Genomic DNA, 17,237 nt, shown 5'->3' with positions numbered 1-17,237 from the left:
CTCCATCATGGCGGAGAATGGAGTCCATGCCGAGTGCTCTCCCGATCGCTGACCCGGCTCCCGCGGACGGCCTGCTCACCCCGGCGGCCGGTGCGGGTGACGTCCCCTTCGGTGTCTACGTGCACGTGCCGTTCTGCCGGGTGCGCTGCGGCTACTGCGACTTCAACACGTACACGGCGTCCGAGCTGCGGGGCGTCCGCCGTGACGACTACGCCGGCCACGCGGTGCGCGAGATCGAGTGGGCCGCGTCGGTCCTCGACCGCTCGGGCGTGCCCCGTCGGCCGGTGTCGACCGTGTTCTTCGGTGGTGGCACCCCGACGATGCTGCCGGCGAGCGACCTCGCGATGATCCTCCGCGCGATCGACGACACGTGGGGCATCCTGCCGGGGGCCGAGGTCACGACCGAGGCCAACCCGGACTCCGTCGACGCGGCCTCGCTCGAGACCCTCCGCGCCGGTGGGTTCAACCGGATGAGCTTCGGCATGCAGTCGGCGGTGCCGCACGTGCTCGCCACCCTCGACCGCACCCACGACCCCGAGCGCGTGCCGGTCGTCGTCGACCTCGCGAAGCAGCTCGGCCTCGACGTCTCGCTCGACCTCATCTACTCGACGCCGGGGGAGTCCCTCGACGACTGGCGCACCTCGCTCGACGCCGCGCTCGCATGCGAGCCCGACCACGTCTCCGCGTACTCGTTGATCGTCGAGGACGGCACCGCGATGGGCCGCGCGGTCTCCCGCGGTGAGCTGCCCGCCCCGGACGACGACCTCGCCGCCGACATGTACGAGCTCGCGGACCAGGTGCTCGGCGACGCCGGCTACTCCTGGTACGAGGTCTCGAACTGGGCCCGCGGCGACGAGCACGTCAGCCGGCACAACCTGTCCTACTGGAAGGGCCACGACTGGTGGGGCGTCGGCCCCGGCGCGCACTCGAGCGTCGCCGGCACCCGCTGGTGGAACGTCAAGCACCCGGCCGCGTACGCGGGCCGCGTGCTCCAGGACGTGTCCCCGGCCGCCGGTCGCGAGACGCTCGACGACGAGACCCGCTACGTCGAGCGCGTGCTGCTCGCCGCGCGCGTCCGTGGGGAGCTCACCACCCAGGAACTCCGCCAGGAGGCCCGTGGCCGGGTCGCCGGGCTCATCGCGCGCGGTCTCGTGGACGGCCGCAGTGCCCTGGGCCGCCCCGGGACGCCGGGTCGCCTCGACCTGACGCTGCAGGGCCGGCTGCTCGCGGACGCGGTGGTCCGCGAACTGCTCGACTAGGCCTTCACGAACTCGATCGTCAGCGGGTAGCGGTAGAAGCGCCCCTGGTTGGCGGCGACGGCAGCCATGATCGCGAAGACGACCACGAGGACGCTGATGATCGGCAGCAGCACGAAGCCGATGAGCAGCAGCGTCAGCAGGCCGGCGACGAAGCTGGCGATCGCGGCCGTGATGTGGAAGTTCAGCGCCTGGCGGGTGTGCTCGCGGACGAAGCCGCCGCGGTCCCGCAGCACCAGGTAGGCCACGAGCGGCCCCACGAAGCTCAGGAAGATCCCGCCCACGTGGGTGAGCGTTGCCCAGAGGCGCTGGTCCTCGGGCGTCAGCGGCTGCGGCGGCTGGTACTGCGGGCCGCCGTGTTGCTGCCCGTAGCCCTGCGGGTGGGGCTGGTGGGCGTAGTCGCCGGGGCGGGGCTGACCGGGGCCTCTGGCGCCGTCCTGCTCGTGTCCGTAGCTCATGGCGGCAGCGTAGCGACCGGCCCCCGGAGAAGTCCGAGCGTGTCGGTGTGCAGGCGTAGGATCAGCACTCGACACGTCCGAGTGCCAGCACGCGTGGAAGGGGTCCCGGTGGTCAGTGAACGTTCCCTCGAGGTCCTCAAGGCCATCGTGCGTGACTACGTCTCGTCGCGCGAGCCCGTCGGGTCGAAGTCCATCGTCGACCGGCACGCCTTCGGGGTCAGCGCCGCGACGATCCGCAACGACATGGCCCTGCTCGAGGACGAGCAGCTCATCATCGCCCCGCACACCTCGTCCGGCCGGGTGCCGACGGACAAGGGCTACCGCGTCTTCGTCGACCACCTCGCCGCCGCACGGCCGCTCTCGAGTGCGCAGCGCCACGCCATCGAGACCTTCCTCGGGGCGTCCAACGACCTCGACGACGTCCTCAGCCGCACCGTCCGGCTGCTCAGCCAGCTGACGAACCAGGTCGCCCTGGTGCAGTACCCGTCGATGGTGCGCGCCCGGGTCCAGCACGTCGAACTCGTCCGGCTCGGCGACACCCGCCTGATGGTCGTGCTCATCACCGACACCGCCCGGGTCGAGCAGCGCGTCGTGGAGACCGACGTCCGGCTCGACGAGTCCGCCCTGGTCGAACTCCGCTCGGTGCTCAACGGCGCGACCGTCGGGCTCCCGCTGCAGGACGTCCCCACCGCGCTGCGGGCGATCCCCGCACAGATCCGCCCGGACTCGCAGACCCTGGCCGGCGTGGTCGTCGCGACGCTCATCGAGCAGGTCGCCGCCAACCGGCAGGACCGCCTGCTGATGGCCGGCGCCGCCAACCTCGCCAAGAGCGAGCAGGACTTCTCCGGCGGGCTCTTCCCCGTGCTCGAAGCCATCGAGGAACAGGTGACCCTGCTCCGGTTGTTCGGGGAGATGCAGCTCGACGACGTCTCCGTGACCGCGCGAATCGGCGTCGAGAACGCGGAGTACGGTCTCGACGCCACGAGCATCGTGGCCGGCGGGTACGTCGCAGCCGGCGGCGAGGTCGCCCGGCTGGGCGTCCTCGGACCGACGCGCATGGACTACGGCTCGAACATGGCAGCGGTGCGGGCAGTCGCCCGGTACCTCTCCAGGCTCCTCGGCGAGAATTGACGACCCCCATCATCCGACCCACCGACGAACACAACTGAGGGATACGTGGCAGACCACTACGACGTCCTCGGTGTCCCGCGCGACGCGGCCGACACCGACATCAAGAAGGCGTACCGCCGACTCGCGCGGGAACTCCACCCGGACGTGAACCCGAGCCCCGACGCCGCCGAACGCTTCAAGGACGTCACGCACGCGTACGACGTGCTGAGCGACCCCGAGCAGCGGCGCCGCTACGACGCCGGCCCCGCCGACAGCCCCTTCGGCGGCGGCGGTGGTGCGGCGGGCTTCAGCGACATCTTCGACGCCTTCTTCGGCGGCGGCGCCGGTGGTGGCCGTGGCGGCGGTCCCCGCAGCCGGGCCGAGCGCGGACAGGACGCCCTGCTGCGCATCGACGTCGACCTCGACGAGGTCGTCTTCGGCACGCACAAGGACGTCGAGGTCGACACCGCGGTGCTCTGCGAGACGTGCGGCGGCTCCTGCTGCGCACCGGGCACCAGCCCGCGCACCTGTGACATCTGCGGCGGGTCCGGCTCGATCCAGCGCCAGGTCCGGTCGCTCCTCGGCAACGTCGTGACGAGCGCGCCGTGCGGCACCTGCCGCGGCCACGGCACCGTCATCCCGAACCCCTGCCCGACGTGCCAGGGCCAGGGTCGCGTCCGCGCCCGTCGCACCATCCCGGTCGACATCCCGGCCGGCGTCGACTCCGGTCTGCGCCTCCAGATGCCCGGCCAGGGCGAGGTCGGCCCGGCGGGTGGACCCTCCGGTGACCTGTTCCTCGAGGTCCGGGTGCACCACCACGACGTCTTCAGCCGCGACGGCGACGACCTGCTCGCCACGCTCGAGGTCCAGATGACCGACGCGATCCTCGGCACCACGACGACGATCGACGGCCTCGACGGTCCCGTGGAGCTCGAGGTCCGACCGGGCGTGCAGAGCGCCGACGTCCTGGTGATCAAGGACCGCGGCATCACGAAGCTGCGTGGCAGCGGGCGCGGTGACCTCCGGGTCGGCGTGCAGGTCGTGACCCCGACGAAGCTCTCGCACAAGGAGCGCCAGCTCGTCGAGCAGCTCGCGAAGTCGCACAAGTCCGCGGCACCGCAACTCGCCCGGTTCCAGCAGGGCATGTTCGGCAAGCTGCGCGACCGCTTCTTCAACTTCTGATGGCGTCGCTCTACCTGGTGGAGTCCCTCGACGGCGTGACCGTCGGGGACTCCGTCCCGCTCGACGGCGCCGAGGGCCGCCACGCGGTCACGGTGTCGCGGGTGCGGGTCGGGGAGACGCTCCGCCTCGGTGACGGCCGCGGCACCGTCGTGCTCGGACCGGTCGAGTCCGTCGGTCGTGACGCCCTCGTGCTGACCGTCGCGTCCGTGGTGGTCGAGGAACCGCCGTCCCCGTCGCTTACCCTCGTGCAGGCGCTCGCGAAGGGCGGACGCGACGAGATGGCGGTGCAGGCCGCGACCGAGATCGGCGTCGACCGCGTCGTGCCCTGGTCGGCGGCGCGCAGCGTCTCCCGCTGGGACGGCGCCAAGGTCGAGAAGGGCCGTGCCCGGTGGGCTGCGATCGCGCACGAGGCCGCCAAGCAGGCGATCCGGTCGCGCGTGCCCTCGGTGGACCTGCCGATGACGACCGCGCAGCTCGCGGCGGCGTCCTCGGACGGCGTCGTGCTCGTCCTGCTCGACCCCACCGCGACCGAGCGGCTCGCCACGTGGGCGCCCCCGGCCGATGCCACCGAGATCGCCCTGGTCGTCGGACCGGAAGGCGGCATCGACGGCTCCGAGCTGGAGCGTCTCGAAGCCGCCGGTGCGGTGCGGGTCCGGCTCGGTGACACCGTCCTGCGGACCTCCACCGCCGGGCCCGCGGCACTGGCGGTCCTGCAGGCCCGCCTCGGCCGCTGGTGACCGCCTCGCGCAGCACGGTCGCACCCGGAGGGCGCGGCGTCGGTCGGGCGTCCTACGATGGGGCCATGAGCAGCATCTTCTCGAAGATCGTCACGCGCGACGTCCCGGCGACCATCGTGGCCGAGGACGACCGCGTCATCGCGTTCGAGGACATCGCCCCGAAGGCCCCGGTCCACGTCCTCGTGGTCCCGAAGACCGAGCAGTACCAGAACGTCACCGAACTCGCGGCCGGTGACCCGGACCTCCTGGCGCACGTGATCGCGACCGCCCAGCGCATCGCCGACGAGCGCTCGGGCGGGCAGTACCGGCTCGTCTTCAACACCGGCGAGACCGTCGGACAGACCGTGTTCCACGTGCACGCACACGTACTCGCAGGCGACCTGCAGGAAGGCACCCTTGCCAGCTGACGACACCGCACCCACCGAGACCGAAGCCGTCTCGGAACTCGCCGTCGACGGGATCGCGATGGTCCAGCTCCTCGGCCCACAGGACCGGCTGCTGAAGACCGTCGAACGCCAGTACCCCGGCGTCCGCGTGCTCGTCCGCGGCAACCAGGTCACCCTGACCGGTCCGGAGCGCGACGTCGCCCGTGCCCGCGCACTGGTCGACGAGCTCGTGGACATGGTCAAGCGCGGCCAGGACATCGGCCAGTCGGACATCCCCACGTCGGCGCGCATCATCGACGAGGCCCGCAGCCCCGCTGACGTCTACGGCACACCGATCGTGGCGAGCCGCGGCAAGTCCGTGCGTCCGAAGACGGACGGGCAGCGCCGGTACGTCGACGCCATCGACGAGCACACGATCACGTTCGGCATCGGCCCCGCCGGCACCGGCAAGACGTACCTCGCCATGGCCAAGGCCGTCCAGGCCCTGCAGCGGCGCGAGGTCACCCGCATCATCCTGACCCGTCCCGCGGTGGAGGCCGGCGAGCGGCTCGGGTTCCTGCCCGGCACGCTGACGGACAAGATCGACCCGTACCTCCGGCCGCTGTACGACGCGCTCAACGAGATGATGGACCCCGAGCTGGTCCCGAAGCTCCTGGCCGCCGGCACCGTCGAGGTCGCACCGCTGGCGTACATGCGCGGGCGCACGCTCAACGACTCGTTCGTGGTGCTCGACGAGGCCCAGAACACCACGCCCGAGCAGATGAAGATGTTCCTCACCCGCCTCGGGTTCGGGTCGCGGATGGTCATCACGGGCGACATCACCCAGGTCGACCTGCCCGGCAACGTCTCCGGCCTGCGGCTGGTCACGCAGATCCTGTCCGAGGTCGAGGACATCCACTTCGCCCGTCTCGGCAGCGAGGACGTGGTCCGCCACACCCTCGTCGGTCGGATCGTCGACGCCTACACCGTGTACGACGAGCAGCGGCTCGTCGAGCAGGCGGAGCGCCGCCAGTCCAGCACGAAGAACGACGCCAGAGGAGGCGCCCGGTGAGCATCGAGCTCAACAACGAGTCCGGCGTCGCGGTCGACGACGACGCCATCCAGCGCCTCGCCGCGTTCGCGCTCGACGCCATGCACGTGCACGCCGACGCGGAACTCGCCGTCGTGCTCGTCGACGAGGGCGCGATGGAGCAGCTGCACATCCGGTGGATGGACGAGCCGGGTCCGACCGACGTCCTGAGCTTCCCGATGGACGAGCTCCGCCCGGGCACCGAGGACGAGCCCACCCCGGCCGGGCTGCTCGGTGACATCGTGCTCTGCCCGCAGGTGGCCGAGGCCCAGGCGACGACCGCCGGGCACTCCACCACCGACGAGCTCCTGCTGCTGACGTGCCACGGCATCCTGCACCTGCTCGGGTTCGACCACGCGGAGCCCGACGAGAAGGCCGAGATGTTCGGGCTGCAGGGGGAGATCCTCGCCGGGTTCGCCGCCCAGCGCCGAGGGCGGTGACGGCAGTGCTCCTCGTCGCCGCCCTGCTCGCGGTGGCGTTCGTGCTCGTGGTCCTCGGCGGACTGCTGGCATCCGCCGACGCCGCGCTGGCCGTGTCGTCCCGCGCCGACCTCGACGAGATCGCCAAGGGCCACAAGCGCCGCCGTGCGATCGAGGCCATTGCCGACGACGTCGGTGCCCACGTCAACGCACTGAACTTCTTCCGGGTGCTGGCGGAGACCGCAGCGGCCGTGCTCGTCACGATCGCGCTGTTCAGCGTGCTCGACACCTGGTGGCTGGCACTCATCGTGTCCGCCGCGATCATGACGGCCGTGTCGTTCGTCCTGGTCGGGTCGAGCCCCCGCAGCGTCGGACGGGCACACCCGGAGCAGCTCGTCGGGCTGACCGGCGGCCTCATCCACACCGTGCGCATCGTGCTCGGGCCGCTCGCCGGACTCCTCGTCGTGATCGGCGACCGGGTCACGCCGGGGCGGAACGGCAGCACGTCGAGCGTCTCGAGCGAGGAGCAACTGCTGTCCCTCGTCGACGAGGCCACCGAGAGCAACGTCCTCGAAGCCGACGACCGCGAGCTCATCCACTCGGTCTTCGAGTTCAGCGACACCCTGGTGCGCGAGGTCATGGTGCCCCGGACGGACATGGTCACCGCGGACGCCGGTGACTCGCTCGCCGCGGTGATGGAGCAGTTCCTCGCCGCCGGGGTCTCGCGCATGCCGGTCACGGGCCGCGACAGCGACGACGTCCTCGGCGTCGTCTACCTGCGCGACCTGGCCCGCGCCCTCTACGAGAGCCCCGACGCCGGTGGCCGCCCGGTGACGTCGCTGCTGCGCGTCGCCGAGTTCGTCCCCGAGTCCAAGCACGCCGACGACACCCTGCGCCACATGCAGGCCGCGAAGAACCACCTGGTGCTCGTCGTCGACGAGTACGGCGGGGTCGCCGGGCTCGTGACGATGGAGGACCTCATCGAGGAGCTCGTCGGGGACATCTCCGACGAGTACGACCGCACGGTGGTCGACCGCGTGGACCTCGGCGACGGCGTCTGGCGGATCTCCGCCCGGATGCCGATCGACGACCTCGGCGACCTGTTCGGCATCGACCTCGACGACGACGACGTCGACACCGCCGGCGGCCTGCTCACCAAGGAGCTCGGCCACCTCGCCACCGCGGGGGAGTCCGTCACCGTCTCCGGGGTCGTCCTGACCGCCGACCGGGTCGAGGGCAAGCGCCGCCACCTCATCTCCGTGCTCGCCGAGCGCACCGACGCCCTCGAGCGCGTCGAGCAGGCGTTCGACGGCACCGCATCCACCACGACGGGAACCCACTCCGCATGAGCGACACCGACGACGGCACCACCGAGCACCCCATCACCTACCGAGCCGGCTTCGTGTCGTTCGTCGGACGCCCGAACGTCGGCAAGTCGACGCTGACGAACGCGCTCGTCGGCGAGAAGGTCGCGATCACGTCCTCGAAGCCGCAGACCACCCGACGGGCCATCCGTGGCATCGTGCACCGTCCCGACGGCCAGGTGATCATCGTCGACACCCCCGGTGTGCACCGCCCGCGCACGCTCCTCGGCGAGCGGCTCAACGACCTCGTGCAGTCCACGCTCGGTGACGTCGACGTCATCGGGTTCTGCGTGCCGGCGAACGAGCCGATCGGCCCGGGCGACCGCTTCATCAACGAAACGCTCGACCACTTCCCCCGTGCCAAGAAGGTCGCGATCGTGACGAAGGTCGACCGTGCCGGCAAGGAGAAGATCGCCCAGCAGCTCCTCGCCGTCTCCGCGCTCCGCGAGTGGGACGCCATCGTGCCGACCTCCGGCACCGAGGGCACCCAGCTCGACGCCCTCCTGATGGAGATCACCCGGCTGATGCCGGAGTCGCCCGCGCTCTACGGGGCGGACGCGATCACCGAGGAGACGAACGAGGAGCGCATCTCCGAGCTCATCCGCGAAGCCGCGCTCGAAGGCGTCCGCGACGAACTCCCGCACTCCCTGGCCGTGCTGATCGAGGACATGGTCGAACCCGACCCGGACGACGACCCCAACGGGCCGCTGCGGATCTTCGCGAACCTGTTCGTCGAGCGGGACAGCCAGAAGTCCATCGTCATCGGCCACAAGGGCGAGCGGCTGAAGGACGTCGGCATCCGCGCGCGCGCCGAGATCGAGTCGCTGCTCGGTGGTCGCCACGTGTACCTCAACATCCGGGTGAAGGTCGCCAAGGAGTGGCAGCGCGACCCGAAGCAGCTCGGGCGCCTGGGGTTCTGACGCCCGTCATCCGACGGACGGACGCGCACGTGCCCCGCGAGCCGTACCGTGGACGGGTGTTCCGTCCCATGCTGCGCAGCCAGATCGTCACCGACGTCGTCGTCGCCGCGGCACTCGGCGTGCTCGTCGGGCTCGTCGGGGCGGCAGGTCTGCTCACGAGCGACCAGGCGTTCATCGTCGTCGGGATGACCGCGGCGTTGGCCATCCGGCGTCTGTCGCCGGGGCTGGCGCTCTCGCTCGCCTGGGTCACCGCGATCTACCAGATGGTGACCGGTCAGCAGCCGGACCCGTCGAACATCTTCATCGCCGGGGTCATGTACACGACCAGCGCGTACGGCAGCAGTCGCGTCCGGGTCGCCGGCCTGGTCTCGGCGATCGTCGGGTCCGTGACGGCTGCCCTGTACGTCGGGATCCCGGACTTCATCACCCGCCTGCACGAACCGACCCAGGACGGGCCCGTGATCGAGTCCGGGCGGGTCATCGGTGTGGTCCTGATCGTCGTCCTCGCGCTGCTGCTGCTGCCGTGGCTCGGTGGCGTTGTCGCGCGCACGCGGCAGACCGCACGGATGAGCCGCGAGGCCCAGTTGCTCGCCGAACGCGACGCCGCGCGTGCCGACCGCGCCGTCGCCGTCGAGCAGGAGCGGGTCAGCATCGCTCGCGACATGCACGACATCGTCGCCCACTCCCTCGCCGTGGTGATCGCGCAGGCCGACGGGGCCCGCTACGCGCTGAAGGCCGACCCCGCGGTGGCGGACCAGGCGCTGGGAACGATCTCGAGCACGGCGCGTCGAGCGCTCGGCGACGTCCGTGAACTCCTCGGGGCGCTCCGGCACGAGCAGGGCACCACGCCGACCCCGGACATCGACGACATCGAGCGGCTCGTCGGGGAGATGCGCGAGGTCGGCCTGGAGGTCGACGTCGAACGGAACGGCGACCCGAGCAGCCTGCCGACGAGCACGCAGCTCGCGGTGTACCGGATCGTGCAGGAGAGCCTGACGAACGCCTACAAGCACGGCGAACGCGGGACACCGGTGCACGCGTCCCTGACCTACCGCCCGGACACCGTCGAGATCGACGTCGTGAACCGTCGCTCTGACGACGGCCGCGCCGGACCCGGCACCGGACACGGACTGGTCGGGATGCGGGAGCGTGCGACCCTGTCCGGTGGCACCATGACCGCCGGACCGCGCGGGCAGGACTTCGCCGTCGCCGTCCGCATGCCAGCACACCCCGCCACCGGGCAGATGCCCCGCGGTCTCTTCACCTCGACCGACCAGGAGCGCACCGCGCCATGACCGACACCCCGATCCGCGTCGCCCTCGTCGACGACCAGGCGCTCTTCCGCACCGGCATCCGGATGCTCATCGACTCCCAGCCGGACCTGCGCTTCGTCGGGGAAGCCGGCAACGGCGCCGAGGGCGTCGAGCTCGTCCGGCAGGGGCGACCCGACGTCGTGCTCATGGACGTCCGCATGCCCGTGATGGACGGCATCACGGCCACCGCGCGCATCGTCGAGGACGCCGGCACGGACGGCGCCAAGGTCCTCGTGTTGACGACGTTCGACTTCGACGAGGCCGCGGCGAAGGCCATCCGCGCGGGTGCCAGTGGCTTCGTGCTCAAGGACGCGGACCCCGAGTTCCTCCTCGCGGCGATCCGCACCGTCCACGCGGGCACGGCGGTCTTCGCGGCGTCGGCGACACGGGAGCTCCTCCGTCGGTACGACGACACCGCCGAGCGTGCCGCGAACGTCCCGGCGGCCGTCAACGACCTCACGCCGCGCGAGCGCGAGATCTTCGACCTCGCCGCCCGCGGGTTCAGCAACAGCGAGATCGCGCAGCACGAGTTCGTGAGCGAGGCGACCGTGAAGACCCACATCTCCCGGGTCCTCAGCAAGCTCGGCCTGCGCGACCGGGTCCGCCTGGTGGTCTTCGCGCACGAGCACGGTCTCGTCACCAAGGACTGACGGCCCCGCCGTCCGGGGTCGGGGAGTCATCCGAGCGGATGAGTCCTCCACCGGGAAGTGCACCGAGCGGCGCATCCACAGGAGCCGACCGACGGACGCGGGGCGGGCCTCCCGGCCGTCATCGTTGGACCATGACCACCAGCCACGCTCCCATCATCCGCCTCGACCACGTCTCCAAGCACTTCGGGGACGCGGCCCGCCGCGTCACCGCGCTCGACGACGTCAGCGTCGACATCGGCGCGGGTGAGTTCACCGCGGTGATGGGGCCGTCGGGTTCCGGCAAGTCGACGCTCATGCACGTCGCCGCGGGGCTCGACACCGTGTCGGCCGGCCGCATCCAGATCGACGGCGTCGACATCACGGGCCTCGGCGACAAGGACCTCACCGAGCTCCGTCGTCGTCGGCTCGGCTTCGTCTTCCAGTCCTTCAACCTCGTCCCGACGCTCGACGTCAGCGAGAACATCCGGCTGCCGTTCCTGCTCGGTGGACACCGGACGTCGGCCGAGGAGAACGCCTGGATCGACCGGCTCGTCGACATGCTCGGGCTCGGCAACCGACTCTCGCACCGTCCGCACCAGCTGTCCGGCGGCCAGCAGCAGCGCGTCGCGATCGCCCGCGCACTGGCGTCCCGTCCCGCCGTCGTGGTGGCCGACGAACCGACCGGGGCCCTGGACTCCCGCACCGGGCGCGACGTCCTCGGGATCCTTCGCGGCGCCGTGGCCGAGTGGGGCCAGAGCGTCGTCATGGTGACCCACGACCCGGTCGCCGCCGCCAACGCCGACCGCATCCTGTTCCTCGCCGACGGCCGCATCGTGGGCGACCGGCCCGCGATGAGCGCCGCCGACATCTCCACCACGATGCTCGGGATGGAGGCCGCCGCATGAACACCGTCCGCGACTTCTCGCCCACCGTCCTCGTCGCCGCGCTCGGCACCACGTTCGGCTCCGCACTCGTCATCGCTCCGGGGATCGTCACCGAGGCGCTCCGGGCCGCGGGGCTGTCCGACGTCGCCTCGGTCAAGTCAGTACTCGACGTCGTCGGGTGGCTCTTCCTCGGCATCGCCCTGTACGTCGGGGCGATCGTCACCGCCAACACGTGCGCGACGCTCATCGCCGGACAGACCCGGGTCATCGCGCTCCAGCGGCTCGTGGGCGCCACCGGGGCCACCCTGCGCTCCCGCATCACCCGCGCCGGCCTGGTGGTCGGGGTGATCGGCGGGCTCATCGGCGTCGTCGTCGGCACCGGCCTGTCCGCCCTCTTCGTCGCGGTGCTCCGCGGCAACGGCTTCCTGCCCGACACGTCGTACACGCTCGTGCCGTGGCAGCTCGTGCTCCCGGTGGTGGCCGTCGTGCTGGCCACCTGGGGTGCCTTCGCGGTCGGGTCGCGCCGCGTGCTCACCGTCACGCCGCTGCAGGCGCTGTCCTCCGTCGTCGAACCGAGTCACGACGACGTCAGGTCCGGGCTCGCGCGGAAGGTCTGGGCGGTCCTGCTCATGGCCGGCGGCGCTGCGCTGATGCTGCTCGGCCTCCTCCTGAGCTCCAGCAGCCCGGTCGCGGTGTTCCCCGCAGCACTGGGGGGTTTCATCTCGTTCGCCGGGGTCGCCGTCGGTGCGACGATCGTGATGCCGCCCGTCCTGTCGCTGATCGGGCGGATCGGGGCGAAGGACCCCGTCGTGCTCCTCGCCGGCCGGAACGCGCTGCGGGCGCCGGGTCGTGCCTCGCGGGCGACCATCGGGCTCGTCATCGGCGTCACGCTGCTGGTCACGTTCGCGGTCGCCCTCGGGATGATGCAGCACCTGCTGGAGGAGCAGCTCCGGGCGCAGTTCGGCGGCGGCGGCAAGCAGCAGGTCGAGCAGCTCCGTGACGTCTTCGTGCAGGTCAACGGCGTGGTCAGCGTCATCGTCGGGTTCTCCGCCGTCATCGCCGCGGTCGGCGTCGTCAACGCCCTCGCGCTCGGCGTGCTGCAGCGGCGTCGGGAGCTCGGGCTCCTGCGGGTGCTGGGGCTCACCGGGGCGCAGGTGCGCCGGATGATCATCACCGAGGCCGTCCAGATGGTGGTCGCAGCCGTCGTCACCGGGCTGGTGCTCGGCACGGTGTACGGCTGGGTCGGCGGGCAGACGCTGCTCGGGTCGATGGGTTCACCCGGAGCGCCGGTCCTGCCGCCGCTGACGATCGTCATCGTGGTCGTCGGGGCACTCGTCCTCGCGGTCGCCGCCACCGTCGCCCCAGTGCGCCGGGCGATGCAGGTCTCGCCGACCGAGGCCCTCGCGGTCGACTGACGCCCGCCGCACGGCGCTGGCGTGGCCTGTCGTCGCACAACGGACATCGGCTCGAACCACGGACTCCGGCGGTTCGAGCCGATGTCGGTCGTGCGGTGCCGCCCCGCCTCGTTCCGCGGGCCATCCCGCGCCGACCGCGCTGTCACACGGGTGACCTGCGGTGCTACGGTGAATGCGATGTACTCGGCGCTCCTCCTCCTTCGCTGCCGCGACGAGGCCTGACTCAACGGCCCACCTCGTCGCGGAGTCCGTCGTGGCCGCACACACGCGAGTGCTGATGACCAGCGCAACGACGAAAGCGACGAAACGATGCAGAACACGCAGCGCCCCTCCGGGATGCCGATCCACAAGTACGTCCCCTTCCACGAGCAGATCGCCGTCGAGCTGCCGGACCGCACCTGGCCGACGAAGCGCATCGAGAAGGCCCCCCGCTGGTGTGCCGTCGACCTGCGTGACGGCAACCAGGCCCTCATCGACCCGATGGACGCCGAGCGCAAGCGCGCGATGTTCGACCTGCTGGTCGGCATGGGCTACAAGGAGATCGAGGTCGGGTTCCCGAGCGCCTCGCAGACGGACTTCGACTTCGTCCGCAGCCTGATCGACGAGGGCGCGATCCCCGACGACGTGACGATCCAGGTGCTGACCCAGGCGCGCGAGCACCTCATCCAGCGCACCTACGAGGCGATCGACGGCGCGAAGCAGGCCATCGTCCACCTCTACAACTCGACGTCGATCGTGCAGCGCGAGGTCGTCTTCCGCACCGACGTCCAGGGCGTGGTGGACATCGCCGTCGCCGGGGCGAAGCTGTGCAAGGCGGTCGAGGCGTCGCTGCAGCACGACACGACGGTCTACTACGAGTACTCGCCGGAGTCGTACACGGGCACCGAGCTCGAGGTCGCGCTGCAGATCTGCAACGCCGTGCTCGAGGTCTTCGAGCCCACGCCCGACCGCAAGGTGATCATCAACCTGCCCGCCACGGTCGAGATGGCGACGCCGAACGTCTACGCCGACTCGATCGAGTGGATGTCCCGTCGCCTGGCGCACCGCGAGGACGTCATCCTCTCGCTGCACCCGCACAACGACCGCGGCACCGCCGTCGCCGCCGCCGAGCTCGGCTACCTGGCCGGCGCGGACCGCATCGAGGGCTGCCTGTTCGGCAACGGGGAGCGCACCGGCAACGTCGACCTGGTCGCCCTCGGCATGAACCTGTTCACGCAGGGCATCGACCCGGAGATCTCCTTCTCGGACATCGACCAGGTCAAGCGCACCGTCGAGTACTGCAACCAGCTGCCCGTGCCGGAGCGCCAGCCGTGGGCTGGCGACCTCGTCTACACGGCGTTCAGCGGCTCGCACCAGGACGCCATCAACAAGGGCTTCGACGCGATGAAGGCGAAGGCCGCAGCGGCGGGCAAGTCCATCGACGAGGTCGAGTGGGCCGTCCCCTACCTGCCCGTCGACCCGAAGGACATCGGCCGGTCGTACGAGGCCGTCATCCGCGTGAACTCCCAGTCGGGCAAAGGCGGCGTCGCCTACCTGCTCAAGACCGACCACGCGATCGACCTGCCCCGCAAGCTGCAGATCGAGTTCTCCGGCGTCGTGCAGCAGCGCACCGACACCGAGGGCGGCGAGTTCAGCTCGGACAAGATCTGGGACCTGTTCCGCGACGAGTACCTGCCGGCGCCCGTCGACGAGGACAAGTGGGGTCGCTACGAGATCACGAAGACGGCGACCTCGAGCGACTTCGACGGCACGACGAACCTGTCGGTCGCGATGCGCGTCGACGACGGCAGCGTCACCGCCGAGGCCGTCGGCACCGGTCCGATCGACGCCTTCCTCACCGTGATGCGGGAGCAGGGCGTCGCCGTCACGCTGTACGACTACTCGGAGCACACCATGAGCGCCTCCGGAGACGCCAAGGCGGCCTCGTACGTCGAACTCGACGTCGACGGCGTGCGGCTGTGGGGCGTCGGCATCGACGCCGACATCGCGACCGCGTCGCTCAAGGCGATCGTCTCCGCCGTCAACCGGGCGGTCCGCGCGGGCGCGGCCTCCGGGGCGGCGTCGCCGGAGCTCGTCACCGCGTAGCACCTCCCGATCCCGCGGTCCGCGGTGAGATCGCACTTCGTGTCGCCTCGCGGCGCCACGACCCGACACGAAGTGCGATCTCGGCGGGCCGGGGTGCGGGGTGCGGGGTGCGGAGTGGGGCGCTGGGCGGCGCGACCACGGCCGGGAGGCGCGGTGCCGGTCCGACTCGCACCGCGCCTCCCGGCCGTGGTGCGTTCCCACCCGTGTCGGGTGTGATGGCACGTGGTTCCGCGCGTTGTGGGTCGGAAGAAGTGACCTACGACGCTCGAGGAGACCTGCCACGCGCGGAACGGCCGGCCACGTGCGTCAGCACCCCTGCGCCGGGCTGTCGGTGCGGCGGGGGATACTGGGGGCATGCCGCTGTACCGGGACGAGTGCGTCGTGCTCCGCACCCACAAGCTCGGCGAGGCGGACCGCATCGTCACCATGCTCAGCCGCCAGCACGGCAAGATCCGCGCCGTCGCGAAGGGCGTGCGGCGGACGGCGTCGAAGTTCGGTAGCCGGCTCGAGCCGTTCATGGTCGTCGACGCCCAGTTCTACGAGGGCCGCTCGCTCGACATCGTCACGCAGGCCGAGTCGCTCGGCGCGTACGGCGCGCAGATCGTGGCCGACTACAGCGCGTACACCGCCGCCAGCGCGATGGTCGAGACCGCTGACCGTCTGAGCGAGGCGGACGCCGGCCTGCAGCAGTACCTGCTCCTCGTCGGGGCCCTCCGGTCACTGTCCCGCGGCGAGCACGTGCCGTCCGCCACGCTCGACTCCTACCTGCTGCGGGCGATGAGCATCGCGGGGTGGGCGCCCTCGTTCTCGGACTGCGCCGTCACGGGTGAGCCCGGCCCGCACTCGGCGTTCGTCGTCCAGCTCGGCGGGGTCGTGGCCGACGGGGCTGCACCGCCCGGGTCGCCGCGGCTCGACGTCACGACGCTCGACATCCTCGGGTCGCTGCTCGCGGGGGACTGGGCCTCCGTGGACGCGGCCGACGAGCGGACCAGGTCGCGGGCGTCCGGCGTGGTCGCCGCGTACGCCCAGTGGCACCTGGAACGATCGCTGAAGTCGCTGCCGCACGTCGACCGCACGGAGCACCCCGCTCCGATGCCGGTCACGCACGACGGCCCGGCGGCGACGGCACGGGCGGTCGCTGCGACGCCGGCCCCGGCCATCCCCGACGTCCACGAAGGAACCAGCACCGCATGAGCCCCCGCCGCACCGACGCTCCCGAGCCCTTCCGTCCGGTCGACTGGACGGGCGAGACGCCCCCGGCGATCCCGCAGCGGTTCGTCCCCGAGCACGTGGCGATCGTGATGGACGGCAACGGTCGGTGGGCGAACGGCCGTGGGCTCACGCGGATCGAGGGCCACAAGGCTGGCGAGGCCTCGCTCCTCGACGTCGTCGCCGGCGGGATCCAGATCGGCGTCAAGCACATCTCGGCGTACGCGTTCTCGACCGAGAACTGGAAGCGTTCCCCCGAGGAGGTCCGCTTCCTGATGGGCTTCAACCGGGACGTCATCCGGCGTCGGCGCGACCAGCTGAACGAGTGGGGCGTGCGGGTGCGGTGGGCCGGCCGGCGCCCACGCCTGTGGCGGAGCGTCATCGACGAGCTCGAGACCGCCGAGCGGATGACGGCGGGCAACGACGTCCTGACCCTGACGATGTGCGTGAACTACGGCGGAAGGAACGAGATCGCCGACGCGGTCCGGTCGATCGCCGAGGACGTCGCCGCCGGGACGCTCAAGCCGAGCCAGGTGACCGAGAAGGCCCTCGCCCGCCGCCTCTACGTGCCGGACATGCCCGACGTCGACCTGTTCCTGCGGAGCTCGGGCGAACAGCGCACCAGCAACTTCCTGCTGTGGCAGTCGGCGTACGCGGAGATGGTGTTCCTCGACCGGCTCTGGCCGGACTTCCGGCGCACGGACCTCTGGGGCGCGGTGGAGGAGTACGCCCGCCGCGATCGGCGCTTCGGCGGCGCGGTGGACGTCCCCACCGCCTGACCCGCGCGGCGCAGGCGGGCCC

The 17,237-nt window shown here is 71.4% G+C and carries 17 protein-coding genes; 16 read left to right on the top strand and 1 reads right to left on the bottom strand.

Annotated features, from left to right (window positions below):
- Positions 1-26: 26 nt before the first annotated feature.
- Entirely contained in the window at positions 27-1,259 is a 1,233-nt protein-coding gene (hemW, locus tag ITJ68_RS10405) for a radical SAM family heme chaperone HemW (protein WP_194661183.1), read from the top strand.
- On the opposite strand, the gene ITJ68_RS10400 is transcribed toward hemW, so the two are convergent.
- Positions 1,256-1,714 (bottom strand): DUF4870 domain-containing protein, encoded by a 459-nt coding sequence (locus tag ITJ68_RS10400; protein ID WP_228505218.1) that lies wholly within the window; start codon positions 1,712-1,714, stop codon positions 1,256-1,258. The genes hemW and ITJ68_RS10400 overlap by 4 nt on opposite strands.
- Before the next feature lie 108 nt (positions 1,715-1,822).
- On the opposite strand from ITJ68_RS10400, the gene hrcA reads away from it, so the two are divergent.
- From hrcA to ITJ68_RS10325, 15 genes are all read left to right on the top strand, one after another.
- A complete protein-coding gene (hrcA, locus tag ITJ68_RS10395) occupies positions 1,823-2,845 on the top strand; it encodes a heat-inducible transcriptional repressor HrcA (RefSeq protein ID WP_194661182.1) in 1,023 nt (340 codons plus the stop codon).
- Positions 2,846-2,890: 45 nt separating this feature from the next.
- Positions 2,891-4,006 (top strand): molecular chaperone DnaJ, encoded by a 1,116-nt coding sequence (gene dnaJ / locus ITJ68_RS10390; protein WP_194661181.1) that lies wholly within the window; start codon positions 2,891-2,893, stop codon positions 4,004-4,006.
- Positions 4,006-4,743, top strand: coding sequence for a 16S rRNA (uracil(1498)-N(3))-methyltransferase (locus ITJ68_RS10385; RefSeq protein ID WP_194661180.1), 738 nt, complete (start codon positions 4,006-4,008; stop codon positions 4,741-4,743). The genes dnaJ and ITJ68_RS10385 overlap by 1 nt, the downstream gene beginning before the upstream one ends.
- Positions 4,744-4,808: 65 nt before the next feature.
- Positions 4,809-5,150, top strand: a complete 342-nt coding sequence (locus ITJ68_RS10380) for a histidine triad nucleotide-binding protein (protein ID WP_194661179.1) — start codon at positions 4,809-4,811, stop codon at positions 5,148-5,150.
- A gap of 58 nt (positions 5,151-5,208) precedes the next feature.
- Entirely contained in the window at positions 5,209-6,180 is a 972-nt protein-coding gene (locus ITJ68_RS10375) for a PhoH family protein (protein WP_194661420.1), read from the top strand.
- Positions 6,177-6,638 carry an rRNA maturation RNase YbeY gene (gene ybeY / locus ITJ68_RS10370; RefSeq protein WP_194661178.1) on the top strand — a complete coding sequence of 154 codons (462 nt, stop codon included), beginning with the start codon at positions 6,177-6,179 and terminating at the stop codon, positions 6,636-6,638. The genes ITJ68_RS10375 and ybeY overlap by 4 nt, the downstream gene beginning before the upstream one ends.
- Positions 6,639-6,643: 5 nt before the next feature.
- Complete coding sequence (locus ITJ68_RS10365) at positions 6,644-7,966, top strand: hemolysin family protein (RefSeq protein WP_194661419.1); 1,323 nt, start codon at positions 6,644-6,646, stop codon at positions 7,964-7,966.
- Positions 7,963-8,901 (top strand): GTPase Era, encoded by a 939-nt coding sequence (era, locus tag ITJ68_RS10360; protein WP_194661177.1) that lies wholly within the window; start codon positions 7,963-7,965, stop codon positions 8,899-8,901. Before ITJ68_RS10365 ends, era begins: the two co-directional genes overlap by 4 nt.
- Positions 8,902-8,957: 56 nt before the next feature.
- Positions 8,958-10,196: a sensor histidine kinase gene (locus ITJ68_RS10355; RefSeq protein WP_323743279.1), complete on the top strand. Its 1,239-nt coding sequence runs from the start codon at positions 8,958-8,960 to the stop codon at positions 10,194-10,196.
- On the top strand, positions 10,193-10,864 hold the full coding sequence (locus ITJ68_RS10350) for a response regulator (RefSeq protein ID WP_194661176.1): 672 nt from the start codon (positions 10,193-10,195) through the stop codon (positions 10,862-10,864). Before ITJ68_RS10355 ends, ITJ68_RS10350 begins: the two co-directional genes overlap by 4 nt.
- A gap of 131 nt (positions 10,865-10,995) precedes the next feature.
- Positions 10,996-11,748 (top strand): ABC transporter ATP-binding protein, encoded by a 753-nt coding sequence (locus tag ITJ68_RS10345; protein WP_194661175.1) that lies wholly within the window; start codon positions 10,996-10,998, stop codon positions 11,746-11,748.
- The gene (locus tag ITJ68_RS10340; RefSeq protein ID WP_194661174.1) at positions 11,745-13,142 is read left to right on the top strand and encodes an ABC transporter permease; all 1,398 of its coding nucleotides are present in this window, start codon (positions 11,745-11,747) and stop codon (positions 13,140-13,142) included. Before ITJ68_RS10345 ends, ITJ68_RS10340 begins: the two co-directional genes overlap by 4 nt.
- A 309-nt stretch (positions 13,143-13,451) precedes the next feature.
- Positions 13,452-15,227, top strand: coding sequence for a 2-isopropylmalate synthase (leuA, locus tag ITJ68_RS10335; RefSeq protein ID WP_194661173.1), 1,776 nt, complete (start codon positions 13,452-13,454; stop codon positions 15,225-15,227).
- A gap of 354 nt (positions 15,228-15,581) precedes the next feature.
- Complete coding sequence (recO, locus tag ITJ68_RS10330; RefSeq protein WP_194661172.1) at positions 15,582-16,421, top strand: DNA repair protein RecO; 840 nt, start codon at positions 15,582-15,584, stop codon at positions 16,419-16,421.
- Positions 16,418-17,215: an isoprenyl transferase gene (locus ITJ68_RS10325; protein WP_194661171.1), complete on the top strand. Its 798-nt coding sequence runs from the start codon at positions 16,418-16,420 to the stop codon at positions 17,213-17,215. The genes recO and ITJ68_RS10325 overlap by 4 nt, the downstream gene beginning before the upstream one ends.
- The last annotated feature ends 22 nt before the right edge of the window (positions 17,216-17,237 follow it).

Source organism: Curtobacterium sp. VKM Ac-1395 (assembly GCF_015350975.1).
Classification (GTDB): Bacteria; Actinomycetota; Actinomycetes; order Actinomycetales; family Microbacteriaceae; genus Curtobacterium.
Note: the sequence above shows the minus strand (reverse complement) of the source record. Positions and strands in the feature narration are given on the sequence as shown.

Excerpts from the sequence above, each read along its gene's own strand:
- hemW (WP_194661183.1), top strand. The coding sequence starts at position 27 with ATGCCGAGTGCTCTCCCGATCGCTGACCCGGCTCCCGCGGACGGCCTG.
- ITJ68_RS10400 (WP_228505218.1), bottom strand. The coding sequence starts at position 1,714 with ATGAGCTACGGACACGAGCAGGACGGCGCCAGAGGCCCCGGTCAGCCC.
- ITJ68_RS10385 (WP_194661180.1), top strand. The coding sequence starts at position 4,006 with ATGGCGTCGCTCTACCTGGTGGAGTCCCTCGACGGCGTGACCGTCGGG.
- ITJ68_RS10380 (WP_194661179.1), top strand. The coding sequence starts at position 4,809 with ATGAGCAGCATCTTCTCGAAGATCGTCACGCGCGACGTCCCGGCGACC.
- ITJ68_RS10375 (WP_194661420.1), top strand. The coding sequence starts at position 5,209 with ATGGTCCAGCTCCTCGGCCCACAGGACCGGCTGCTGAAGACCGTCGAA.
- era (WP_194661177.1), top strand. The coding sequence starts at position 7,963 with ATGAGCGACACCGACGACGGCACCACCGAGCACCCCATCACCTACCGA.
- ITJ68_RS10350 (WP_194661176.1), top strand. The coding sequence starts at position 10,193 with ATGACCGACACCCCGATCCGCGTCGCCCTCGTCGACGACCAGGCGCTC.
- ITJ68_RS10345 (WP_194661175.1), top strand. The coding sequence starts at position 10,996 with ATGACCACCAGCCACGCTCCCATCATCCGCCTCGACCACGTCTCCAAG.
- ITJ68_RS10340 (WP_194661174.1), top strand. The coding sequence starts at position 11,745 with ATGAACACCGTCCGCGACTTCTCGCCCACCGTCCTCGTCGCCGCGCTC.
- leuA (WP_194661173.1), top strand. The coding sequence starts at position 13,452 with ATGCAGAACACGCAGCGCCCCTCCGGGATGCCGATCCACAAGTACGTC.
- recO (WP_194661172.1), top strand. The coding sequence starts at position 15,582 with ATGCCGCTGTACCGGGACGAGTGCGTCGTGCTCCGCACCCACAAGCTC.
- ITJ68_RS10325 (WP_194661171.1), top strand. The coding sequence starts at position 16,418 with ATGAGCCCCCGCCGCACCGACGCTCCCGAGCCCTTCCGTCCGGTCGAC.